Origin of the sequence: Pantoea trifolii (assembly GCF_024506435.1) — a bacterium.
GTDB lineage: Bacteria > Pseudomonadota > Gammaproteobacteria > Enterobacterales > Enterobacteriaceae > Pantoea > Pantoea trifolii.
The window spans coordinates 173,363-195,885 of record NZ_JANIET010000002.1 but is presented as its reverse complement, the minus strand read 5'-3'; the positions used below and the strand labels follow the sequence as shown (position 1 = coordinate 195,885).

Annotated in this window: 20 protein-coding genes; 7 read left to right on the top strand and 13 right to left on the bottom strand. The window is 57.2% G+C overall.

What is annotated here, in order from left to right:
- Positions 1 to 4 precede the first annotated feature (4 nt).
- Positions 5 to 1,246: an urea ABC transporter substrate-binding protein gene (locus NQH49_RS20255; RefSeq protein WP_256698556.1), complete on the bottom strand. Its 1,242-nt coding sequence runs from the start codon at positions 1,244 to 1,246 to the stop codon at positions 5 to 7.
- 326 nt (positions 1,247 to 1,572) lie between these two features.
- Complete coding sequence (locus NQH49_RS20250; protein ID WP_256698555.1) at positions 1,573 to 2,685, bottom strand: lactonase family protein; 1,113 nt, start codon at positions 2,683 to 2,685, stop codon at positions 1,573 to 1,575.
- A gap of 389 nt (positions 2,686 to 3,074) precedes the next feature.
- Here NQH49_RS20250 and NQH49_RS20245 point away from each other — a divergent pair, with 389 nt between their 5' ends.
- Positions 3,075 to 3,713 (top strand): LysE family translocator, encoded by a 639-nt coding sequence (locus NQH49_RS20245; protein ID WP_256698554.1) that lies wholly within the window; start codon positions 3,075 to 3,077, stop codon positions 3,711 to 3,713.
- Positions 3,714 to 3,747: 34 nt separating this feature from the next.
- Here NQH49_RS20245 and NQH49_RS20240 read toward each other — a convergent pair whose 3' ends face one another.
- The 4 genes from NQH49_RS20240 to NQH49_RS20225 form a co-directional block, all read right to left on the bottom strand.
- Complete coding sequence (locus NQH49_RS20240; protein WP_256698553.1) at positions 3,748 to 4,548, bottom strand: inositol monophosphatase family protein; 801 nt, start codon at positions 4,546 to 4,548, stop codon at positions 3,748 to 3,750.
- 14 nt (positions 4,549 to 4,562) lie between these two features.
- Positions 4,563 to 5,624 (bottom strand): ABC transporter ATP-binding protein, encoded by a 1,062-nt coding sequence (locus NQH49_RS20235; protein WP_008109395.1) that lies wholly within the window; start codon positions 5,622 to 5,624, stop codon positions 4,563 to 4,565.
- The gene (locus NQH49_RS20230) at positions 5,621 to 7,843 is read right to left on the bottom strand and encodes an ABC transporter permease (protein WP_256698552.1); all 2,223 of its coding nucleotides are present in this window, start codon (positions 7,841 to 7,843) and stop codon (positions 5,621 to 5,623) included. Before NQH49_RS20230 ends, NQH49_RS20235 begins: the two co-directional genes overlap by 4 nt.
- A gap of 126 nt (positions 7,844 to 7,969) precedes the next feature.
- Positions 7,970 to 8,998, bottom strand: coding sequence for an ABC transporter substrate-binding protein (locus NQH49_RS20225; protein WP_256698551.1), 1,029 nt, complete (start codon positions 8,996 to 8,998; stop codon positions 7,970 to 7,972).
- A 217-nt stretch (positions 8,999 to 9,215) separates the two neighbouring features.
- Here NQH49_RS20225 and NQH49_RS20220 point away from each other — a divergent pair, with 217 nt between their 5' ends.
- Positions 9,216 to 10,250 (top strand): LacI family DNA-binding transcriptional regulator, encoded by a 1,035-nt coding sequence (locus tag NQH49_RS20220; RefSeq protein WP_256698550.1) that lies wholly within the window; start codon positions 9,216 to 9,218, stop codon positions 10,248 to 10,250.
- Here NQH49_RS20220 and NQH49_RS20215 read toward each other — a convergent pair.
- Positions 10,208 to 11,143 (bottom strand): LysR family transcriptional regulator, encoded by a 936-nt coding sequence (locus tag NQH49_RS20215; RefSeq protein ID WP_256698549.1) that lies wholly within the window; start codon positions 11,141 to 11,143, stop codon positions 10,208 to 10,210. The genes NQH49_RS20220 and NQH49_RS20215 overlap by 43 nt on opposite strands.
- Before the next feature lie 132 nt (positions 11,144 to 11,275).
- On the opposite strand from NQH49_RS20215, the gene NQH49_RS20210 reads away from it, so the two are divergent.
- From NQH49_RS20210 to NQH49_RS20195, 4 genes are all read left to right on the top strand, one after another.
- Entirely contained in the window at positions 11,276 to 11,956 is a 681-nt protein-coding gene (locus NQH49_RS20210; protein WP_256698548.1) for an SDR family NAD(P)-dependent oxidoreductase, read from the top strand.
- A gap of 83 nt (positions 11,957 to 12,039) precedes the next feature.
- A protein-coding gene (locus NQH49_RS20205) for an IS3 family transposase (RefSeq protein ID WP_256696421.1) occupies positions 12,040 to 13,403 on the top strand; the annotation gives its coding sequence in 2 pieces (ribosomal slippage) (positions 12,040 to 12,535 and positions 12,535 to 13,403; 1,365 coding nt in all).
- Positions 13,404 to 13,761: 358 nt separating this feature from the next.
- Positions 13,762 to 14,583, top strand: a complete 822-nt coding sequence (locus NQH49_RS20200) for an MBL fold metallo-hydrolase (protein WP_256698547.1) — start codon at positions 13,762 to 13,764, stop codon at positions 14,581 to 14,583.
- 4 nt (positions 14,584 to 14,587) lie between these two features.
- Positions 14,588 to 15,913 carry an amidase gene (locus NQH49_RS20195; RefSeq protein ID WP_256698546.1) on the top strand — a complete coding sequence of 442 codons (1,326 nt, stop codon included), beginning with the start codon at positions 14,588 to 14,590 and terminating at the stop codon, positions 15,911 to 15,913.
- A gap of 115 nt (positions 15,914 to 16,028) precedes the next feature.
- Here the strand turns inward: NQH49_RS20195 and NQH49_RS20190 are convergent, their stop codons facing one another.
- From NQH49_RS20190 to NQH49_RS20175, 4 genes are read right to left on the bottom strand one after another with little or no spacing between them, the layout of a single operon-like run.
- Entirely contained in the window at positions 16,029 to 16,436 is a 408-nt protein-coding gene (locus NQH49_RS20190) for a DUF2000 family protein (RefSeq protein ID WP_061719118.1), read from the bottom strand.
- A 34-nt stretch (positions 16,437 to 16,470) separates the two neighbouring features.
- The gene (locus NQH49_RS20185) at positions 16,471 to 17,328 is read right to left on the bottom strand and encodes an AraC family transcriptional regulator (protein WP_256698545.1); all 858 of its coding nucleotides are present in this window, start codon (positions 17,326 to 17,328) and stop codon (positions 16,471 to 16,473) included.
- A 21-nt stretch (positions 17,329 to 17,349) separates the two neighbouring features.
- On the bottom strand, positions 17,350 to 18,648 hold the full coding sequence (locus tag NQH49_RS20180) for an SLC13 family permease (protein ID WP_256698544.1): 1,299 nt from the start codon (positions 18,646 to 18,648) through the stop codon (positions 17,350 to 17,352).
- Between the two features lie 58 nt (positions 18,649 to 18,706).
- A complete protein-coding gene (locus NQH49_RS20175) occupies positions 18,707 to 19,606 on the bottom strand; it encodes a LysR substrate-binding domain-containing protein (RefSeq protein ID WP_256698543.1) in 900 nt (299 codons plus the stop codon).
- Positions 19,607 to 19,705: 99 nt separating this feature from the next.
- Here NQH49_RS20175 and NQH49_RS20170 point away from each other — a divergent pair, with 99 nt between their 5' ends.
- A complete protein-coding gene (locus NQH49_RS20170) occupies positions 19,706 to 20,476 on the top strand; it encodes a 2OG-Fe(II) oxygenase (RefSeq protein WP_256698542.1) in 771 nt (256 codons plus the stop codon).
- On the opposite strand, the gene NQH49_RS20165 is transcribed toward NQH49_RS20170, so the two are convergent.
- On the bottom strand, positions 20,471 to 21,544 hold the full coding sequence (locus NQH49_RS20165) for a DUF2817 domain-containing protein (protein ID WP_256698541.1): 1,074 nt from the start codon (positions 21,542 to 21,544) through the stop codon (positions 20,471 to 20,473). The two genes, NQH49_RS20170 and NQH49_RS20165, sit on opposite strands and share 6 nt — an antisense overlap.
- A gap of 82 nt (positions 21,545 to 21,626) precedes the next feature.
- Complete coding sequence (locus NQH49_RS20160) at positions 21,627 to 22,397, bottom strand: transporter substrate-binding domain-containing protein (protein WP_256698540.1); 771 nt, start codon at positions 22,395 to 22,397, stop codon at positions 21,627 to 21,629.
- Positions 22,398 to 22,523: the final 126 nt, after the last annotated feature.

Sequence of the window (22,523 nt, the reverse complement as noted above, 5' to 3'; positions counted from 1 at the left end):
CCTGTTACAGCTCAATTTGATACTGTTTGGTATCGCGCGGATTTTTCTTCAGATCGCACACCATCGCGGTATCCACTGGCGCTTGATCGGTGAAGGTTTCCAGAATTTTCATCTGATGGTTTTCCACTTCAGCGATATGCACATCCAGCGAACAGTGATGCGTGGCCGGATCAACGCTCAGCTTGCCGCTCGGCGAGGTCAGCGTGACGCCGGACTCCAGCGCCTCAATCACTTTCATGCGATCGATATCGCCCGCTTTGCGCACCCCTTCCGCCCAGATCAACATGCCCTGATAAGCGCCCATCGCGAGGTCGCTGATGTACGGCGTATTCGCGCCGTAACGCGCATGGAATCGTTCGACGAACGCTTTGTTTTCCGGCGAGGGGATTTCCTGCATATAGTTGGCGGCCACCAGAATGCCGTTGCTCTCTTCCGGTGACAGAATGATGTGTTCGTTGCCGCCACCAAACACCGTGGAGGCAATCGGGATCTTGCCGCTCATACCGGCCGCATGCCACTGGCGATAGAAGGAGATGTGCGCGCCACCGACCAGCGCTGACCACACCATGTCGGGTTTGGCGCTCTGGATTTTGGAGATGGCCGCACCAAAATCGGTGACATCCAGCGGGAAGAATTCAACCGCCATCACTTCGCCGCCGTTATCGTGCACCGACTTTTTCACCCACGCCGAGACGATCTGCCCGTAGTTATAATCCGCCGCCAGCACGTAGACTTTTTTGCCCCACTTCTTCACCGCATAAGGCACCAGTTTTTCCACGGTTTGCGCCGGAGTAGAACCGGAAGAGAAATAGTTGCGATCGCACACGCCGCCTTCATATTGCGCCGGGTAGAAATAGAGCGAACGAAAACGATCCAGCATCGGACGAATAACCTCGCGCGAAGCCGAGGTAATGCCGCCGTGCACCACCGCCACTTTATCTTTCAGCGCCGCCTGCTGCGCATATTGCGCATAAAGCTGCATGTTGGATTGCGCATCGTAATTAATCACCTGCAACGGGCGACCTAATAAACCGCCCGCTGCGTTGATCTCTTCTGCCGCCAAATTAATCGCGTTCGACATCGGCTTGCCGTAGATATCGAGCCCGCCGGATAAGTCGAGAATACTGGCGATTTTAATCGCGTCTTTGCTGTCGGCGGCGAAAGAAAACTTAGGCGCAACGCCCGCCGCCAAACCTAATGCCGAAACTGCTGAACCCTGGATAAATGAACGACGACTAATAGCCATAGCAACCTCTTGAAAGGGAATGGTCAAATTGGATTGTTTCCGGGAGGCCGGAGAGAATAAAAGCGATCGGCAGACGGCGCTGTCTGCGTTAACAAGAGGGTTGCCACATCGTTGGGGCGTTATTTTGTATAAAGCAAGAAGTGGGCCAAATAATTAACAGGCCGCAGATTGGCGTAATGGGGAGATTAATTGCGCTGCTATGGGAATGTGCGCACTGCTAAATAGCATTGAGCACTAATAAGGTGCAGGTCGCCATAAATGGCGCCCCTACGAATGATTATCACCGATTTGTAGGGGCGCCATTTATGGCGACCTCAATTAACCACTCAATTAAAAAACTTAATATCCGTAGGCGTGGCAATCTTCGCCACTTCGCCTGCGGCTTTTAACACACCGCTTTCAGCATCGAAATGGAACATCGTAATGTTATTGGTGAACACGTTCGCCACATACAGGTATTTACCGCTGGCATCAAAGGCGAAAGCACGCGGTTCAATGCCATCCGCTCTGTAGCGCACCGGCGTTCCCAGTGAACCATCCTGCTCAATTTTAAACACCACTAAGCTGTTATCCGATCCGCGATTAGCCGCAATCACAAACTTGCCGTTCGGGCTAAGGATAATGCCGCCGCCGCTGCGATACTCGGCGCTGCTGTTTTCCGTGTTCAGTTTGACCTTAGCCTGCTGCTCCAGACGATTGTCCTTCACCGCAAACACCACCACTTCACCGGCCATTTCGGTAATGACATACGCGTGTTTGCCATCCGGGGAAAACACCATGTGGCGCGGGCCAGAACCGGCTGGGAAGGAGACATCGCGCGAAGTATCGGCTGCCAGCGGCTGAGTTTTGCCCGCGTGATAGGCATAAGCGTGCAGTTTGTCGCCGCCGAGATCTGCGGCGTAAAGGTATTTGCCATCATGCGTAAAGGTGGTGGAGTGCGCGTGGCCGCTATCCTGACGATCTTTTACCGCACCGCTGCCGCTGGCAAATGGGAAATTCTGCGCCTGCTCGCCGAGCGAACCGTCATGATGTATCGGGAACACCGCCACGCTGGCGCCGCCTTTGGCAACCGAATAGTTGGCGACAAACAGGAATTTACCGTCCGGGCTGATGGTGGCATGCGTTGGCTGCTGGCCGTGGCTATCCACCGCGTTAATCACCCGCACCTTGCCGCTGTGATCGATCGCCAGTGCAGTGACCGCACCGGCGTTTTCTTCATTGGTGGTGTAGGCAAAACGACCATCGTGCGATTTCACAATCCACGATGGGCTTTTCATTTTGATGAAATCGAGCGGCGTCAGCGTGCCGTCGCTATTGACCTTCAAACGGTACAAGCCTTCGCTGGGATGACCTGGTTTTTGCACTAACGGCGCATCCGGGATGCTGGTCCATGTGCCCACTAAGGCCGTTTGGTTGTGATGTTCCGCTGCAGTTGCCATTGCACTTCCCGCTAATGTGAAAACAGCTAGCGATAATGCCACGCTTAGACGTGAAGCCAAACCGCCAGACACGGATTTATTGTGATTTTTCATTGTGGTACCCACCATAATCGGAATGTTCTTTATAGAAAGCGTTAGTCGCGTTGGATTTTTTATTGTGCTTGCGGTCGATGATGCAGGCCGCTTTACGAATATAGTGGGATTGCTTTGATTCGCGCCGAACGGGCGTGATCGTGTTCACATTATCGGGGATTTATCCACCGTTAGAGCACGATTACCTCCAAACCTGACAGCCGAAAGACCTCAAATGCGTAATTCTTATTATTACTGGGTTTTACCGGCATGCTTTAATGAAGCCCTCTTAACATGCCAGGGATGCTGACGTTGCTATGCTGCAGTTTTCAAATGGTTTTCTGCTGAGTTTGTCTTTGTGCCTTGATATCGGTCTCGCCAATATCGCCATGATCACGCTGGCGATGCAACGCGGCTATTTTCACGGTTTTTGGTTGGGGATTGGCACCTGCATTGGTGACTTAATCTATGCGCTGCTGGCGCTGGCGGGCATGGCGATTGTGTTGCAGTTCACCGCCGTGCGCTGGGTTTTATGGATTGGCGGCGGCGTGATGTTGCTGTGGTTTGCCGGAAAAATGCTGTATGCAGCGTTGCAGAAGCAGGCTGCACTGCCGGAAACCGAACAACAGCCATATCGATCGCTGCTGCGCGAGTTCAGTCGTGGCGTGATGCTGGCGATGTCGTCGCCGACCGCGATTTTGTGGTTTGCCAGCGTCGGCGGTGCCTTGATTTCCCGCATGGGACACGGCAGCGCGGCGGCAACGTCATCCTTCCTCGGCGGTTTCTTTATTGCGGGCGTGGTATGGACCTGCGTAATGTGCATGGTTGGCAGCATGGGCGGCAAGCTGCTGGGGCAGCGTTTGTTGAAGTATTCCTATCTCGCTTCCGCGTTGATTTTTGTCTATTTCGCGATTTATGTGATTTGGTCGGGTTATCGGGAATTTATTCTGGTTTGATAGGAGGTCGCCATTTATGGCGACCGCAACAATTTCACAACCCGGCAATCCGCTTCAAATCCGCTTCCGCACCTGGCGCAACCGCCAGTACCTGCGCGCCTTTCAGCAAACGTTCGCCTTCGGTGTTAAACGGGTGATACCAGCCGCCCGCCTCTTTTACCAGGCAATAACCGGCCAGACAATCCCACGCATGCATATACGGCTCGTAATAACCGACCACACGCCCAGCTGCGACCCACGCCAGCATCAAGGCACCCGATCCAATGCGAATAAAATTCCCGCCCGCCGCCAGCAGCGATGCGAGGATTTTCCCCACTTCATCCGGGCTAACGTGGCTGTTGGCACCAAATCCGGTGACATGATTTTGCAGCGTGCGACTGGCATCCACCTGCAAGCGCTTGCCGTTGAGCGTCGCACCCTGTCCGAGAGCGGCGACGTAACATTCCTGATAAGTGGGCGCGAAAATCACGCCAATCACCGGCACGCCGTCGTGCAGCACCGCGACCGACACGCACCAGTTCGGCATGCCGTTAAGGAATGGACTGGTACCGTCGATTGGATCGACCACCCACGTATAACCCGATGAACCGTCCTGCAATCCGTACTCTTCGCCAAGAAAACCGTCGTCGGCAAACTGTGCGCGAATTTGCTGGTCGATCATCTGTTCCACTTCGCGGTCAGCGCGAGATACCACATCCTGCAAATCGAATTTGGTCTCCACCACTAAGGTGTCGCGCTGATGGAAATACTCCAGCGCCTTCGCGCCACCGGCGCGTGCCACCTTCTCCGCTAAAATCAGGCGTGATAACAGCGGGTCATTGTCTAATTCACTCATCATCCATCCTTAAATTAACCGGCAATCAGGGCCAAACCCTGAGGTTTAAAATCAATCGCGACGTTCGATGCCAGCGGCAGCTGCTGCTCCATCTCGGCATCGACAATAAACAGCGAACCCAATTCGGTAGCGACTTCATATTCGATATGGTCGCCAAGCCACGTGCTGTGCGTCACTTCGCCGCGCAGTGCGCCTGCGCCTTCTCCGCGCAGCGTAATAAACTGCGGTCGCACCGACAGCTGTGCCGCGCCGGTTTTCAAACCGTTGCCGCGCACGCGATAACGCTGGCTGCCGAGTCGCACCAGCGCTTCACTGCCATCAAGCTGCTCGACTTCGCACGGCAGAATATTCGCCTCGCCCATAAAGTCGGCGATAAACACCGAGTTCGGCGCGTGATAGAGACTTTCCGGCGCGCCCTGCTGGGCAATATCACCCTCTTTCATGACAATAATCTTATCGGACACCGCCAGCGCTTCTTCCTGATCGTGCGTGACGTATACCGCCGTGAAGCCGAGCCGCTGTTGCAAGTCGCGGATATCGGTACGCACCCGGCGGCGCAAACGCTCATCAAGATTCGAGAGCGGCTCATCCAGTAGCAGCACCTGCGGCTCCAGCACCAGCGCGCGTGCCACCGCAATGCGCTGTTGCTGCCCGCCGGAAAGCTCCGAAGGCAGGCGCTGGCCCTGATGTTCGAGGCCAACCAACTTGAGCCCTTCACGGGCGCGGTCCTGCGCTTCACGCTTATTCATGCCCGACGACTGCAAGCCATACATGATGTTGTCGAGCGCGCTCATGTGCGGGAACAGCGCGTAAGACTGAAACACCATCGCCACGTCGCGCTCGTTAGCGGGCAAGTTGGTGACATCTTTGCCGCCAATCAAAATGCGTCCAGCGGTGGGATGCTCCAACCCGGCCAGCAGCCGCAGCGTGGTGGTTTTGCCGCAGCCGGATGGACCTAGCAGCGTCACCAGCGTGCCGGGTTCCACCGTCAGCGAGAGATCGGGAATTGCATCAAAACCGGCAAAGCGTTTCGAGACGTGTTCAAACACCACAGATCCAGCGGTTACGCGTGTCATACGGCTCTCTCCTGGGTTAAGGACGTTGAAGCTGGCGGAATTGCCATGTCGACCGGACGGGCCACGCGGCGCAGACGCCGTTCGCCCACCAGCCACTGGAACATGCCAATGATCAGCAGCATCACCACAATCAAGACGGTTGAGTAAGCAATCGCCACACCGTATTCGCCGTTTTCCACCAGCCCGACGATGTAAGAGGTTGCCATGTTGTACTGCGCGCTCACGAGGAAGATCACCGCACTGATCGAGGTGATGGCGCGTACGAAGGCGTAGACCAGCGCGGCGCTGATCGCCGGTTTCAGCAGCGGCAGCACCACTTTGCGCAGCGTGCGGAAGCTGTTAGCCCCGAGCGTCAGTGACGCTTCATCCAGACTTTTATCCAGCTGACTCATCGCCGCGATCCCGCCGCGCACGCCAACCGGCATGTTGCGGAACACAAAGCAGGCCACGAGGATCATCGCGGTGCCGGTGATCTCCAGCGGCGGCAGGTTATACGCCATTACATAACTTACGCCGATCACCGTTCCGGGAATGGCGAAGCTCAGCATCAGCAGGAACTCGAAGGTCTGACGACCGGCAAACTTCTGTCGCACAATCAGCCAGGCGGTGAGCAGCCCAACTATTGCGGTGAGCGGTGCGGCAATCAGCGCGATCTCCAGCGTGGTCCAGAACGAGTTCCACGCCACGCCGCTCCACAGCAGATGCCCGTCGCTGAAACTCACGCCAAAGGCGCGCACGTAATGTTCGATGGTCAGCGCATCATTCAATCCCCACGACTGTACAAAGCCGCCGACCACAATCATGCCGTAGATCACCAGCGTGAACAGGCCCCACGGAATCACCATGCCGTACACGCCAAAGCGCAGCACGCGTGGCAGCTGCACATGTTTGCCGCCGTCGCCTTTGCCGGTGACGGTGGCGAAGTTTTTGCCGCCGAGCCACCAGCGCTGCAGCACAAAGGCCGTCAGCGTGAAGCACAGCAGAATCATCGCCAGCACCGCTGCGCGGCTCGGATCGTTTTGCGCGCCGACCACCGAGAAGAAGATCTCAGTGGAGAGCACGCCGTGGCTACCGCCCAGCACCATCGGGTTACCGAAATCGGCCATGCTTTCGATAAAACTAATCAGAAAAGCATTGGCTAAACCCGGTGCCATCAACGGCAGCGAGACGCGCGTGAAGGTGCGCCAGCGATTGGCGCGCAGCGTTTGTGACGCCTCCTCCAGCGACGGGCTAACGCCTTCCACCACGCCAATCAGCACCAGAAACGCAATCGGCGTGAACGATAAAACCTGCGCGATCCAGATGCCGGTTAAGCCATACAGCCAGCGGCCCGGTTCGATGCCAAACAGCGCCGCCAGATGTTCCGTCACCACGCCGGAGCGGCCAAACAGCAGGATCAGCGCCAGACCAATCACAAACGGTGGCGTGATGATCGGCAGAATCGTCAACATGCGCAGCGCTTTCTTAAACGGCAGCGGCGTGCGCGTGGCGGCTAAGGCAAACGCTAAACCCAGCAGCGTTGAGCCGGCGGCGGTCATCAGCGCCAGCCACAAGGTGCGCCACGCGGTGCCGCAGGTGCCACCCGACAAACAGGACAGGCTCCAGATCGACGGGTCCTGAATGTTGCTGATCAAGCCATCCGGTTTGAAGCTGCCGTCCACATCCTGCACCGATACCACAAACATGCTGAGGACCGGATAGAGTACGAAGATGCTGACCAGCGCGGTGAGCAGCACCAGCGACGCCACCACAAAGGCATCACCTTTCATTACGCCGCGTTCGGCCAGCGCAAAGGAGAACAGCAGCAGGAAAGTGGTCAGCAACAGCAGCGCACCCGCGCCCATCGCCGGTTGCCCCGATGCGAGCGCGCCGAAGCGATTTTCCAGCCACAGCCAGCTCCAGCCGCTGTAGCCAATGGCGTGGCCTTCAATCACCAGAAACAGCACGCCAAGTGCGCTGAACAGCAGCAGCAAACGGCTGCGCGCCGCGCCCGGCAGGATGCCGCAACCGGCACACAGCACGAACAGCGCGATGGCGATAAGCAGCCACGGATGTTCACCCACTTGCCACAGCGCGGGCGCGTTGGCGCTGTCGCTCCACAGGCTGGTTAGCCAGCCGCTGCTGAAGAAACCGGCTTCCAGGCTGAACCACGGCAGCAGCAGTAACGCCACTGCGCCGATGATCAGCGCGCCTGCCAGACGGCGATTATTTGCATTCATCACATACCTCGAATTCGGGTTTTTGTGCGGTGCTTAACCAGGTCGCCATAAATGGCGACCCTACGGAATTCATTGGGTTTTGTAGGGTCGCCATTTATGGCGACCTTCCCACAAACCACACCGATCTCACTGCGCGCTGGCACCGATCTCTTTGTCCCAACGTCCCAGCAACGCTTTACGTTTGGCCGAATCGCCGTAAGTTTTGAAGTCGTAATCGATCAGTTTGATGTTCTCAAAGCGCGGCGCGTACTCAGAAATCTCCGCGTTACGGTTCGACGGCAGCTGGAAAGATTTGGCCTCTTTCATATGTGATTGCGCTTCAGCGCTTAGCGCCCAGTCGTACCAGACTTTAGCGTTAGCGAGGTTGCGCGCCCCTTTGACAATCGACATCGAGCCAATCTCATAGCCGGTGCCTTCGCACGGCGCGACGGTCTTGATCGGGAAACCGTCCACTTCCATCGCCACCGCATCATGCATAAACACGATGCCGACGGTGGTTTCACCGCGCGCTGCGGATTTCACCGGCGCCGAGCCCGATTTGGTGTACTGCGAAATATTGGCATTAAGCTTTTTCAGGTAATCAAAGGCCTCATCCTCACCCATGATCTGCACCAGCGTCGCCAGCGTGTTGTAGGCGGTACCCGACGAATTCGGGTTGGCTATCTGAATTTCTCCTTTGAAGCTTGGGTCCAGCAGATCGGCCCAGCATTTCGGCTCTTTCAGCTTTTTCGATTCCAGCAGTTTGGTGTTATAACCCCAACCAAGCGCGCCAGCATAAATGCCCACCGTACGGTAATTGGAGTTTTCCGCCTGCTTCTGCGCCCAATCCTGTTGCTGATCGAGCAGCGGCGATTTGTATGGCTGCGTCAGCCCCTCTTCCGCCGCCTGCATATGCGGATCGCCGGTGCCCGCCCACCATATATCGGTGCGCGGATTGCGTGCTTCGCTGCGCAGACGTGCATAGGCTTCGCCCGCTGAGAGGCGCACCATACTGACTTTGATATCCGGATGCGCCTTGCTGAAGATGTTGGTCATGTGCTCGCACACCACCACATCGGCGGAGCAAACCATATTCAGATTGCCCGCTGCAGAGGCGGCAAACGGCAGTGCAGTGCAACAGAGGGATAGCGCGATGGCCATTGAGGTGACTCGCATAGTGTTCTCCTGGATTGTAGGGTGGGTGCTTCATTGGCACCTTTTATTGCACGTGTGTGCAAAGTAGTAATGAACAAGAAATGTCCTGTCAAACACCATACTGCGCAATTGTTAGGCGATGTCACAAAAATGCAACAAATGAGATCTAAAGCGGTTTGCACAGCTTTGCAATCTGAGGCAGACTCAGTGGCAGCCAGATTGTGAAGAGGTGTTGAGCATGCAGCATGAGAAAGCGGTGGTCAGTGCGCAGGATGTCGCCGAGCGCGCGGGCGTTTCGCGCTCGGCGGTGTCGCGCGCCTTTACGCCGGGCGCCAGCGTGTCACCGGCAACGCGTGAACGGGTAATGAAAGCGGCGGAAGAGTTGGGTTATCACGTCAATCATCTGGCGCGCGGTCTGGTAAGCAATCGCAGCAGCATTGTCTGCCTGATCGTCTCGGAGATCGCCACGCCCTATCGCGCCAGCCTGGTGCGCTGGCTGACGCAGTTTTTGCAGGAAGCGGGCAAAGTGGCGATGCTGATCAACACCGATCGCTCGGATAACAGCGTTTCAGCGGCACTGCAGCAGGCAATCAATTTCCGCGCCGATGCCTCGATCATTCTCTCCGGCATGCCGGATCGCACCATCACTCGCCAGTGTTATAAGCACGGCCAGCGCATCATTTTGATCAACCGCGATGAAGCGCTGCCGGGTTCGCTTAGCATTAATCTCGATGCAGAGAGCGCTGCACAAACGGCGGTGATGGCGTTTCAGCGCGCCGGTTGTCAGCATCTGGCGTTTGCCAATTCGCTGGCGGGCACGCCGAGCCTAAAAAAGCGTGAAGACACCTTTGTCGCGACTGCGGAACGTGCGGGATTACGCGTGACGGTGGAACGCTTTGGCACCACATCGTATGAGAGCGGCCAGATTCTGGCGCACCGCTTGCTGACGCGTCATCAGCGGCCAGACGGCGTGTTTTGCGTCACCGATTTGGTGGCCTGCGGCTTTATGGATGAAGCGCGTCACCGCTTTGCCCTGCGCGTGCCGGAAGATCTCTGTTTGATCGGCTACGACAACATCGCGCAGGCTGGCTGGTCTTCCTATAATCTCACCACCTTTTCCCAGCCGGTTGAGCAGTTCGCGCAGGATGCAGTGAAGTGGCTGATACAAACCGAGCAGGAGGAAACCGGCTTCACGCCGCAAGGTGAACAGCAGCACGACAGTCTGCTGTATCAGGCCGATGTGGTGTGGCGCGGTTCGGTGCGCGGCGGCTGACAAACGTCTTTTACCATGCCACGCAGCCAGCGGTGCGCGGCGTCGTTTTCCAGTCGCGGATGCCACAGCTGTGACACGGTCATTTCCGGCGTGGCGAACGGCAATTCAAACATCGCTAAGGTGGTGCTGTTTTTGATCAGCGGATGGTGCAGAAACAGCGAACGCGGCACTAAGGCGACAAGATCTGAATCCTGCGCCAGCGCCACCGCGCTGGAAAATGCCGGTACCAGCGCCGCGACCTTGCGCGTTAATCCGGCCTGCCGCAGCGCATCATGAACCGGCCCACCCAGCTCACCGCGCCGTGACGCCACGATATGACCAAAAGCGGCAAACTGTGCGATATCCAGCTGCTGCATGAGCGGATGTCCGGCGCGCACCACGCCGACAAAGTCATCGCGAAACAGCGCCTGCAAACGAATCTCCGGGCCCATATTGCCCAGCACGCCAATCTCCAAATCGATGTTGCCTTCGCGCAAATCGCGCGCGCTTTTCTCTGGCTTGGGCACAAAACTGAGCCACGCGTGCGGCGCTTGTTCCGCCACGGCAGCGATCAGTGCGCTGCCAAACGCTTCGATGAATCCTTCATTGGTGCGCAGGGTAAAGCAGCGATCCAGCTGACGCAAATCCAGCGATTGCGCCGTCGGGCTTAACACCGCACGCGCTTCACTTACCGTGTGATGCGTGCGCTCGCGGATCGCTTCGGCATAAGGTGTCAGTACCATTTGGCGCCCGGCGCGCACTAACAGCGCATCGCCGGTGGTGGCGCGTAAGCGTCCCAGCGTGCGGCTCATCGCCGATTCGCTTAAGCCTAAGCGACGCGCAGCGCCAATCACGCTGCCTTCAATCAGCAGCGCATCCAAAGCAATTAACAGGTTGAGATCGGCATCATTCATGCGGTTTATCCTCGCCGATTCGACGCATCGAGACAAGGCGTTTGGCGCAGGTTAATACTGTCAATGCTGCGCGTTCCGCCTGCCCTCACCCGGCGCTACACTCTATCCATCGCAAACACCGAGGAGAACAACGTGAACATTTTACTGATTGGCGCATCGCGTGGATTGGGTTTGGCACTGGCGGAAACCATGCTGCAGCGGGGTAATCAGGTGGTCGCCACCGGACGTGAAAATTCGACAGGGAATTTACAGCAACTGGCCGATCGCTTCCCCGCACAACTTACGGTAGAAAGCGTGGATATCAATGAACCCGAACAGGTCAAGGCGCTACATGCGCGACTGGCAGATCGCCAATTCGACATGCTGTTTGTTAACGCGGGCGTGAAAAATGACGATCGCGAAACCATCGCCGATGTCTCAACCAGTGAGTTTACTCGTGTGATGGTGACCAACGCGCTGAGTCCGCTGCGGGTGATCGAGACCTTCAAGGATTGCGTCACGCCCAGCGGCACCATCGCCGTAATGTCTTCCGGCCAGGGCAGTTTGACCAACAACACCAACGGTAATTACGAGGTGTATCGCGGCAGCAAAGCGGCGCTGAATATGTTTATGCGTAGCTTCGCCGCGCGCAGTAGCGGCGAGCGCACATTGTTGCTGATGGCGCCCGGCTGGGTGCGCACCGATATGGGCGGCCCGGAAGCGCGCCTGACCATAGAGGAGAGCATCCCGAATCTGCTGAATACCATGGAAAGTTACGCCGGACGGCGCGGGATCCATTATCTGGATTATTTAGGGCGCGTGGTGCCGTGGTAAGCGAGCAGGTCTGCATAACGGTCGCCATAAATGAACTGCACCCCAAATGTTGGACCATAATCTGACATTGAAGGTGCAGCTCTATGACAACAAAATATCCCATCGAATTTAAACTCTCGGCCATTCACTATTTTCTTAGCGGCCATGCCGGTATTGATGGAACGGCTAAGCACTTCAGCATTGCCCCTACTAACCTCCGCCGCTGGGTTGCGCGCTATCAGCATCACGGTGAGCAGGCTTTGCTTCCCCGCGGGCACCGGCGTTATTCTTCTGACTTCAGGGTCCAGGTGGCGCATTATGCTCTGGCTCATACCGGTGAGTCATACGCTGCGGTTGCGGCGCGTTTTAATATCAGCTCACACAAAACGGTTGAATCCTGGGTCCGCCAGTACAGCCTTAAAGGTCACTATGCTTTCCCGCCCGAAAACAGCACGCGGAGAACACCAATGTCAGGCAAAGAAAAATCACCAAAACCAGTCGGGTCAATGACGCCGGAAGAGCTGCTTAAGGAGCTCGAATACCTGCGTGCCGAAAACGACTATCTGAAGGTCATGCAGGAGATTATCCTGGAAAAAAAGCGCCGGGAGCGGGAGAAAAAGCCGCAGCCGTGACGCTGCTGCGCACGCGGCATCGCCTGCCGGTGCTGCTGAGCGTATCGCGGCTGCCAAAAAGCACTTTTTTTTATCAGCTTGCCCGCCAGCAGGCAGCGGATAAGTACGCAGAGGTGAAGACGCTTATCGTCAGGCTGTCAGAGGAGCATCGCAGTGTTTATGGCTACCGGCGCATGGGCTGCCTGCTCAGGCAGCACGGCTGGGCGCTGAGCGGGAAAACCGTGCTGAAGCTGATGTCGGCGCTGGGTCTGCAGTCGCCGGTAAGAAAGAAGAGATACCGGTCCTGTCGCGGGCCCGAGGGGCGGACAGCCGGCAACGTGCTGCAGCGCAACTTCCGGGCACAGGCACCGAACGAGAAGTGGGTAACGGACGTAACGGAGTTCAGCGTTGCGGGTGAAAAATGCTACCTGTCCCCGGTTCTGGACCTGTATAACGGCGAAATCGTGGGCTGGGAAACGGCGCGTAAGCCGCTGATGCCGATGATAAACGGTATGCTGAGCAGAGCCTTACAGCATCTGACGGGCGAGCAGCGTCCGCTTCTTCACAGCGATCAGGGCTGGCAGTATCAGATGCCGGAGTATCAGCGGCGCCTGGCGGAAAACGGGATAAAACAGAGCATGTCGCGCAGAGGAAACTGCCTGGACAACGCGGTGATGGAAAACTTCTTCGGTCATCTGAAGTCGGAAATGTTTTACCTGAAGAAATACCGTGACGTAGAGGAGCTGGAGAAGGACATCGGAGACTATATCCACTTCTGGAATACTAAGCGGATAAAAATGGGGCTGGGTGGGCTGAGTCCGGTAGCGTACAGGACTCAGCATTACGCAGCGCTTTAACTAAACGGTCCAGGTTATGGGGTTCAGTTCATAAATGGCGACCCTACGGAATTCCCGCCGCCCTGTCGTAGGGTCGCCATTCATGGCGACCTTATCCAATCGGCTTATTCATTATCAACCCGCGCAGCACATCCCGCAGCCAGCGGCATCTTCTCTGCGCGCGTTATGCCACAGCAGCGACACTTCATAATCCGGCATGCTGATTGGTACGGGCGCGGCACTCAGGCAGTAAATTCAGGTCGATGCGGGCAAAATCATTTTCGTTGATGCTTTGCATAATTTTAATCGATTTAAATAATGATCGTGCCGCCAGTATAGTGAGGCTTCTTCGCTGCAACCAGGCAATAAGGAGCACCTCATGATGACTCGCGTCGGCGATTGCCTGATTACCAAAGTGAGCGAACAAACCGCCATCTTCCCAATCGGCGTGCTGTTTACGCCGCATCGCGGGGAAATGAGTGACGAATTAGCTAATCAACCCGCTGAAATGTCGATTCATAGCTGGGTAATACGCACCGGCGAAAACACCATCATCATCGATACCGCCACCGGCAACGGCCGCAATCGCGATAACAAACCGCTGTTTCATCAGCTGAATACGCCGTATGCCGAAAATCTAGCGCGCGCGGGCGTTGATCCGGCAGAAGTGACGCTGGTGCTGATGACACATATTCATACCGACCACGTTGGCTGGAATACGCATCAACAAGACGGTGAATGGCAACCGATGTTCCCGAATGCACGCTATATCTGCTCGGCGCGGGAACTGGCGCATTGCCAGCAGAATCCAGCGGCGCAGGAACTCTATCGCGATAGCATTCTGCCGCTGATGGAGAGCGGACAGCTTGAGACCATCAACGTGCAGGATTCCCCGCTGTTTGCGGGCGTGCTGCGCTATCTCTCCACGCCGGGTCACAGTGGCGATCATGCCTCAATCGTGCTGGAAAGCGCCGGTGAATCGGCCATCTTTGCCGGCGACGTGATGCACAATGCCATCCAGTTTCAGTATCCGCACTGGAACTCACTGTTTTGCGAGGATAAAGCGCTGGCGGCAACGTCGCGGCAACGCGTGGTGGACTGGTGCGCACAACATCAGGCAATCTGGTTCAGCACCCACTTTAATGGCAGCTCGTGCGGACGCGTCACGCGCGACGGGCAATGGATTCCGCTGGAGGTTTAACCTGATGCAATACGCCGATTATCTCACCGCGTCGATTAACGATTTACAGCAGGCGCTGACGCAGCGCACGGTGAGCGCTCGCCAGTTAGCCACCTACGCGCTGCAGCGCATTGGCGAGGTGGATCAACCGCGCTACAACGCCATTACCTGGCTGTTTGCCGAACAAGCCCTGGCAGCGGCGGACGCCAGCGATGCGCGTCGTCAGCACGGAGAAGTGGCGGGACCTTTGGAAGGGATTCCGGTGCTGATCAAAGACAATATCGAAGTGCAAGGCTGGCCGACCAGCGCCGGTTCGGTGCTGCTACGTGAGGTTATCGCCAGCGACGATGCGGCGCTGGTGACCCGACTAAGAAAGGCAGGCGCGGTTCTGATCGGCAAAACCGCCATGCATGAGCTGGCGGCGGGCATTACCGGCGCGTCGTCGTTGAGCGGTTTTACCCACAATGCGTGGGTTGAAGGCCGCTCGCCGGGTGGATCGAGCAGCGGTTCCGCCGTAGCGGTCTCGGCCGGTTATGTGCCGCTGGCGATCGGCAGCGATACCGCCGGTTCAGTGCGCATTCCGGCGGCGTTTAATAATCTGTTCGGACTGCGCATGACGCGCGGCGCCATCAGCACCAACGGTATTGTGCCGCTGTCGCCAACTCAGGATATTCCCGGCCCGCTGGCGCGTTCGGCGGCGGATCTGCGTTTAGCCTCTGAGATTTTGAGCGGGCAACAGTTTGCGAAGAGCGATGAGCCGCTGCGCATCGGCATCTGGCAGGAAGGTTTTGCTGCCGATGAAGCCGAGATTAATCAGACGGTGCGCGCGGCGCTGGCGGATTTCGCGCCGCGTGAGGTGAGTTATCCGCAGCTGGAGACGTTGGCGGCTGACGCCAATATCATCGGCTACGAATTTGCCGGAGCGCTGGCGGCATATCTGGAAGATAAACCGCAGGCACAGAGTCGCACGCTGGCAGAAGTGGTGGCGTCAAAGCGCTACCATCCTCAGCTGGAAACGGTGTTTACCACGCGGGCGCAGCATCCGGGCGTAGCGAGTGAAGGTTATCAGCAGGTACAGCAGCGTCAGCGCGATCTGTATCAGCAGCTGGCTGAATTTTTCGCTGCGCACCAGATCAATCTGCTGGCTTATCCAGTAGTGCGTCGTGCGCCGGTTAAGCACGGTGAGATGCAGGAAGGCAGCAACGCGCTGATTTCAGCGGTGACCGGTGCGCCAGCGATCAGCATTCCAGCAGGATTTAGCAATGAGGGTTTGCCGATTGGGCTGGAGCTGCTGGCGCTGCGAGGACGGGAAGATTTGTTGCTGAGCGCGGCGGATAGGTTTGTTTGCTAGCGCCGCCCTCACCCTGGCCCTCTCCGAGAGGGAGAGGGGATGATTAGCCGCTAAACTGCACATTCGGTTCCCTCTCCCGCATGCGGGAGAGGGTTAGGGTGAGGGAAAACCCGCACTACCCGTGCAACGCCAATCCCTTGATCGCCTTATCCACCGCTTTCTTTGGACCGCGCAGCGCAATGCCGACCAGATTCAAATTATCGGCATCCTCCGCCATAAACACTTCGCGGTTCGCCGCGTCGTGGCCGGTGGAGAACATCGCTTCCACATAAGGAATAATGGTTAACTCTCGCTCTAATCCCTGACGATGCGCGCGCTGCAAACCGGCTAAATCCCCGGCGAACACCAGCATCGGCTGGCCCGCCATGTTGCCGTAGTGACGCGCTTTGGCATCAACATAGGGTTCGCCCATCATCTCGGGCGCGGCGGACGCTACGCCAGTGGCGAGAAACGCCACCACATTCAGGCGCTGCCAGGTGGCTAAATCATCACGTACGATCAGGGCGATTTTGGTATCAAACATCTGCAACAACTCTCCAATGACAACGAAAACCTCATCATCTAAGAGCGGACGGGGAAGCGTATAGAACGTTTGTGCACTGACGTTGATAAGCGGCGGGCGTCATGCGATAGGCACGCTGGAACCAGCGGCCGAGATGGCTTTGATCGGCAAATCCTACCTGCGCTGCAACGTTTACCGGTTCAATGCCCTGCGCCAGCAAGGTGCGTGCGCTGCGTAAGCGTAAACGAACCAGATAAGCATGCGGCGATTGACCGAACGCCTGTTTGAACTGGCGCGTCAGGCGGAAACGATCGATGCCGGAAAGGCGCGAAAGCTCATCCAGTCCAATATCCTGCGCCATAAAATCGTGCAGATAGTCGCGCAGCAGCTGCATCTGACGCATCGCTTCGCTGTGCTGCACGCTGGGTTTGGTATCCAGATGGCGCGATAGCATGGTAAGCAAGTGATCGAGACTTTGATCGCGCGCCAACCGCCCTTCGCCCTGATGCACCGCAAACCAGGCTTGCTGAATGGCGCTGGCTAACAGCGCATCGTCCGTCAATGTGTGGCGAAAAGCGCCTTCGATATTCGACACATCGCCCAATCCGCGACGCTGCATCATCTCCGCCACCCAACTCTGCGGCAGATAAAGCATCACGTAGGTGAAACCCTCGGCGTCCGGCGCGTGTCCATCGTGAACCGCGCCCGGCTCGATCAAAATCGCCCGACCCGGTGTGCTGGTGTGCAGCGAACGGTGGCAGTTGAAGCGTTGTAAACCTTGCTGCGTCACGCCCACCAGCAGTTCGTTGTGATCGTGCGGATCGTAAGCATGTCCGCGAAAATGCGCGTTGACGCTTTCTATTCCGGTCTCATCGTCACGACGAAAATCAACCCAATCGTTATTGGCTGGCATAAGCATTCTCACGCAGAGATATCAGGCATAGCCTAGCAGCCGAAACCACAGGTAATCCAGCGGTAACAGCAACACCACGCTAAGCAGAAAAATCAGCGCGCACAGCTGCAAACCGGCCTTCGCCGGAACATTGCCGAGCCCCATCGCCACCACCACCGGCGATGCCTGATACGGCAGCAGCGGCGTAGCGTAGGCAAACACCTGCAACATGATCACGGTGAGCAGCGGAAAACCGGACGCGTTCGCCAGCTCTTGCGCCATCGGCGTCACCATCGCCGGCACGCCGTTGGCGGTGAGCACAAAATTTAGCAGCGATACCAGCGCATTAAGCACCGCGAAATTGCTAAAGGAGGGATGATCCTGCAGCGGCAATACGCTAAGCAGCGCGTTGGCGATCATCCGTCCCAGACCGGAATCCACCACCAGCGTGGCGACGCCGAGAATCCCGGCAATGTAGATGCAGGTGCGGAAATTCACCCCGCTGGCGAAGTCCTCGCTGGAGATAAACCCCACGCGCGGCAGCAAACAGATGCAGGCGGCGGCCAATCCTACCCATGCAGCCGGTAAGCCGTGCACGCTGTCGGTCATCCACAGCAGCAAGGTGACCGCCAGCAGGCCAATCAAGCGCCACTCGCTGCGGCTGAGCGCGCTTAAGCTATCGCGCTGTAGCACCGCTTTGGGTTGAGCACGAAACAGCAACAGCAGGCAAGCAATCAACAACAATCCTTTAGCGATGCCCACCACCGGCATGTGCAGCAACCACCATGGCAGCCATTGCAGATGTAGCTGATACGCGCTCTCCGCCGCGCCGCTCAGCACCAGATTAGGCACGTTGGCGGGCAAAATACTGGCGGAGAGCTGGAAGGTGCCAAATCCCACCGCCAGCGCCAGGCCAATACTGCCGCGACTGCCCGCTTTGATTCCCGCGCGTTCGCCCATCGCCAGCACCACCGGCATCAGCAGCGCGATACGTCCCATATTTGAGGGCATGACGAACGCCAGCAAATACGTCAGCAGCACGGTGCCTGCAATCATACGCGGCCAGCTTTGGCTGAGCGGCACCACCAGCCAGTTGGCCCAGCGCTGTGCAAGGCCGACTTTGCGGATCGCTGCGCCCAGCACAAAACCGCTGAGCACCAGCCAGAACGCCGATGAGGCAAAGCCGCTGAATACGCTGCTGGCGGGCGCCAGCTGTAGCAACATCGCCGCCGCGAAAAACAGCAGCGCGGTGACGTATTCCGGCAAACGCGCGCTGGCCCACAGCAAAATGGTGATGCCGACCACCAGCGCGGTAAGCCAGAAGTTGAGATCTGTGGTCATTGGTGAACTCCCTTTCTTTTCCAGGTCGCCATGAATGGCGACCCTACGAGTGGTTGCGTTAACCCGCTAGCTGCGTGAGCCAGCGGATCAGCGCGTCGCTGCCCGGCTGGCTGAGCGAACGCTGCGGCCAGGCAAGGAAATAGGGTTTGCTGAGCGGCAGGCTAAGTGGATCGACGATGACTAAATCGCCACACGCCAGTTCGTTGGCAATCAAACGCCGCTGACCGAGCAGCAAGCCCGCGCCTGCCACGGCGGCATCAATCGCCAGCGAGGTGAGATTGAAACTGAACGACGGCTGCGGTGGCGGATCGTCAATGCCCTTCGCCTGAAACCAGCTGCGCCAGTCGGGTAAAAAGCGCCCTTCGTTGCCCCAGTCAAGGTGGATCAGCGGCGCATGCTGCAACACATCCTGATCAGCAAAACGTTGCAGTAGCGCCGGACTCGCCACCGGCAACACTTCATCCAGGAACAGCAACTGCTTATCCAACTGCGGATAACGATCTTCGCCGAAACAGATAACAAAATCGGCGGGCGTGGCGTTGAAATCCACCTGCGTATGCGTGCCGTGCAACGCTAAATCGATATCAGGACATTGCTCGCGCCACTGCGCAATATTCGGCAGCAGCCATTTTGAGGCCAGCGCCGGCAGCGAATAGAGCGTTAAACGCGGTGTTGATGCCGCATGACGCAGGTTTTGCTGACCGAGATGCAGAATGTCAAACGCTTCGGTGACATAACGCAGATACTCTTTGCCCATCTCCGTCAGCATCACACCGCTTTGCGTGCGCACAAACAGCGCGCTGCCTAATTGTTCTTCCAACTGGCGAATTTGCTGGCTCACCGCAGCGGGCGTTAACGCCAGTTGCGCAGCCGCTTTCGCCAGGCTGCCGAGTTCCGCCGCCACTTTGAACGATTGAATAACGCTGATTTTGGGCAAACGCGGTGATGGCGCGGGCATTAAGGTTTCCTTAGCAAGGTGTTAAATTTTTATCATTACGTATTAACATATCAGCGAGTTACAGTCTTTACACACCTGTAACACATGAGAAGTGAAACTATGTCTGCCTTGATTCGTTTCGAACTGCATCCGCTGGCCGATGCCGACTGGCGTCGCGCCTGCCGTGAGCAACTTAATCAGCACGGCGCGTTAGTTTTGCGTCAGTTTCTGCAGCCCGCCGCGCTGCAAGCCATCATTGCCGAAGGTGAGGCGCAGCGCCATCTGGCGTATCATACCGCCAGCAAACACAATGTTTATCTGATGAAGAAAGATGAGGCTTTTAGCGCCGATCATCCGCGCAATCGCGATGTCATCAGCACCAAAGGCTGCATCACCGATGATGTGATTGCCGCCGATTCGCCGCTGCGCCAGCTCTATAACGATGAACTGTTTAAAAGCTTCCTGTGCGATGTGTTGGGTGAAGAGGCGCTCTATCCGTATGCCGATCCGCTGTCGTCGATCAATCTGCACTACGCGCCCGACGGTCAGGAACTGGGCTGGCACTTTGATAACTCGTCGTTCGCCATCACGCTGCTGGTGCAGAAGCCGCGCGCCGGCGCGGTGTTCCAGTACGTGAAGGATCTGCGCGATGCCGATGCCGGCGAGATGAATTTCGACGGCGTGGCAGCGGTGCTGGATCAGCGCCAGCCAGTGGAAGCGCTGGCGATTGATGCCGGGGATTTGGTGCTATTCCGTGGCCGCAATTCGCTGCATCGCGTCACGCCAACCGAAGGCGATATCACGCGCATGCTGGCGGTGCTGGCGTACAACACCGAGCCGGGCATTGCGCTGTCGGAAACCGCCCGCATGACGTTTTACGGACGCTTATAAATCGATTAATGCCCGCCAGCCGCGCACGAAGATTTGCTGAGTGCGAAAGGCCACCAGCGCCCGCCAGTCAGCGTCGGCGGGCCAGAATCCTTCCACCAGTTCCTGCTTAATCGCCTGCCCGCTTTCACTGGCTGGATCGCCTTGCAGATGCAGCCAGTGATCGTCGCGCACGCGGCGATGCATCTCCTCGCCGGGATAAGTACCGCACTCCACCACCAGCGGCAAAATCTGCGTGTTCGGAAGCGAGGTCAGCAGGAATTGCGAGACATAGCCGGTGGCCGTCGCGGTGACGCCGGTTTCGCTGTCGCGTCCCGCGCCGGTGAACAGCAGCGTTAACCATTCGCCGTAAATCGCTTTGCCCCAGTCATGCGCAGCGAAGCGCTGCTCGGCAATCGACAGCAGCATCGGATGTCCCCATGCGCCCGCGCCGGTATGCAAATCGAAACTGATGATGGTTTTGGCCTGCGATAAATGATGGGCGATGATGGTTTCCAGCGTGCGATACGACCAGCTTGGCTGTTGGCCGCCGTAAAAGAAACCGTCCGCCGCACCATATTGCCCCGCTTCCACCACGCGTTTTACCGCTGGCCAACCGGCGCTGTTGAGCGTTTCCGTTAACAGCTTATCGGCGCTGGCGCGATCGCCATGATAAATGCCATGCCACGCGGCGTAATCCGGATTGGCGGGTGCGGGCTGTGAAAAATCGATGAAGTTGCGATTGAGATCGATGTTGTCTTCATTGACGCGGCGTAAATGCGCTGCGCCCCACGGATTGAGCAGATGCAGCATCACGATGGCGGTGTCAGCGGGCAGCGCCGTGAGGTTGAAGGTATCCAGCCAGGCGATTTGGCAATCGGAGCCGTAATAGCCTTCCACGCCGTGCGTACCGGAAATCACCAGCATCAGACGGGATGCCTTAGCATCGCCGATCACCGCCACATCGGTGAAAAGTTCCTCTCCTTGCGGACCGGGTAACGGATGCGCGTAAGACGTTAATGCGCCGTTTTGTCGTTTAACGGCAGCGAGAAAACGGGCGCGTTGAGTTGGGTAGTGAGGTAGAGCTGACATGTTGATTCCTGACGATGATAGCGCCCTCACCCCAACCCTCTCCCGCGCGGGAGAGGGAGCAGTCAGGTGCGACGCGGGTAGATTATGGATAAACCTTAAATTTGAAGTACTTCTTCGCCAGTTGATCGTAAGTGCCGTTGCTGTGCAGTTCCGCCAGCGCGGTGTTGATCAACTTCAGATTGGCCGCATCGTCTTTCCGCAATCCAATGCCCACGCCATTGCCCAACACTTCTTTATCCACCAGCGTGGCGCTGATGACGTAGTCTTTGCCTGCTGGCGTGTTAAGGAAACCTTGTTCTGCCGAAACCGCATTTGCCAGGCTGGCGTCGAGACGTCCTGCCACCAAGTCCGGATAGATCTCCATCTGATTGGGGTAAGAAACCACACTCACGCCTTTGGTTGCCCATTGCGCTTTGGCGTAAGTTTCCTGAATGGTGCCCTGCGCGACGCCAATTCTTTTGCCACGCAGCGCGTTAATGTCTCCGGTTAGCGGCGCGTTGGCCGGTGTGAGTAACGCGCTCGGCGTGACATAAAGCATGTCGCTGAAGGCCACCTGCTCGCGACGTTTTTCGGTCATCGACATCGCCGAGAGAATGGCATCAAACTTTCTCGCCTGCAGTGCCGGAATGCTGCCATCAAAACCAATCTGCACCCATTGGCACTTCACTTTCGCCTGGGCACAAATGGCGTTACCCAGATCGATATCAAAGCCCTGCAGCGAACCGTCGCTGGCTTTGGATTCAAACGGCGGGAACGTGGGATCGACGCCGAAACGCAAGGTTTCCTGAGCAAAAGAAGCGTGGCTAAACGCGCTCAGTGAAAGCAGTAAGGCAAAGGACAAACTTTTCTTCATTGTTCTCTCCGGCAGGTAGCTAAATTCACAACGTCATACAGAGTTAATAACATGGTGGACATGATCCCACTACAGAAATTACGGATTTAATGCAGAGTAAATACTTATAATTGTTAGTAGGTTAGC

What these genes read in the sequence shown, in the direction of transcription:
- NQH49_RS20255 (WP_256698556.1), bottom strand. Translation starts at nt 1,246, where the DNA reads ATGGCTATTAGTCGTCGTTCATTTATCCAGGGTTCAGCAGTTTCGGCA.
- NQH49_RS20250 (WP_256698555.1), bottom strand. Translation starts at nt 2,685, where the DNA reads ATGGCAACTGCAGCGGAACATCACAACCAAACGGCCTTAGTGGGCACA.
- NQH49_RS20245 (WP_256698554.1), top strand. Translation starts at nt 3,075, where the DNA reads ATGCTGCAGTTTTCAAATGGTTTTCTGCTGAGTTTGTCTTTGTGCCTT.
- NQH49_RS20240 (WP_256698553.1), bottom strand. Translation starts at nt 4,548, where the DNA reads ATGAGTGAATTAGACAATGACCCGCTGTTATCACGCCTGATTTTAGCG.
- NQH49_RS20235 (WP_008109395.1), bottom strand. Translation starts at nt 5,624, where the DNA reads ATGACACGCGTAACCGCTGGATCTGTGGTGTTTGAACACGTCTCGAAA.
- NQH49_RS20230 (WP_256698552.1), bottom strand. Translation starts at nt 7,843, where the DNA reads ATGAATGCAAATAATCGCCGTCTGGCAGGCGCGCTGATCATCGGCGCA.
- NQH49_RS20225 (WP_256698551.1), bottom strand. Translation starts at nt 8,998, where the DNA reads ATGCGAGTCACCTCAATGGCCATCGCGCTATCCCTCTGTTGCACTGCA.
- NQH49_RS20220 (WP_256698550.1), top strand. Translation starts at nt 9,216, where the DNA reads ATGCAGCATGAGAAAGCGGTGGTCAGTGCGCAGGATGTCGCCGAGCGC.
- NQH49_RS20215 (WP_256698549.1), bottom strand. Translation starts at nt 11,143, where the DNA reads ATGAATGATGCCGATCTCAACCTGTTAATTGCTTTGGATGCGCTGCTG.
- NQH49_RS20200 (WP_256698547.1), top strand. Translation starts at nt 13,762, where the DNA reads ATGATGACTCGCGTCGGCGATTGCCTGATTACCAAAGTGAGCGAACAA.
- NQH49_RS20195 (WP_256698546.1), top strand. Translation starts at nt 14,588, where the DNA reads ATGCAATACGCCGATTATCTCACCGCGTCGATTAACGATTTACAGCAG.
- NQH49_RS20190 (WP_061719118.1), bottom strand. Translation starts at nt 16,436, where the DNA reads ATGTTTGATACCAAAATCGCCCTGATCGTACGTGATGATTTAGCCACC.
- NQH49_RS20185 (WP_256698545.1), bottom strand. Translation starts at nt 17,328, where the DNA reads ATGCCAGCCAATAACGATTGGGTTGATTTTCGTCGTGACGATGAGACC.
- NQH49_RS20180 (WP_256698544.1), bottom strand. Translation starts at nt 18,648, where the DNA reads ATGACCACAGATCTCAACTTCTGGCTTACCGCGCTGGTGGTCGGCATC.
- NQH49_RS20175 (WP_256698543.1), bottom strand. Translation starts at nt 19,606, where the DNA reads ATGCCCGCGCCATCACCGCGTTTGCCCAAAATCAGCGTTATTCAATCG.
- NQH49_RS20170 (WP_256698542.1), top strand. Translation starts at nt 19,706, where the DNA reads ATGTCTGCCTTGATTCGTTTCGAACTGCATCCGCTGGCCGATGCCGAC.
- NQH49_RS20165 (WP_256698541.1), bottom strand. Translation starts at nt 21,544, where the DNA reads ATGTCAGCTCTACCTCACTACCCAACTCAACGCGCCCGTTTTCTCGCT.
- NQH49_RS20160 (WP_256698540.1), bottom strand. Translation starts at nt 22,397, where the DNA reads ATGAAGAAAAGTTTGTCCTTTGCCTTACTGCTTTCACTGAGCGCGTTT.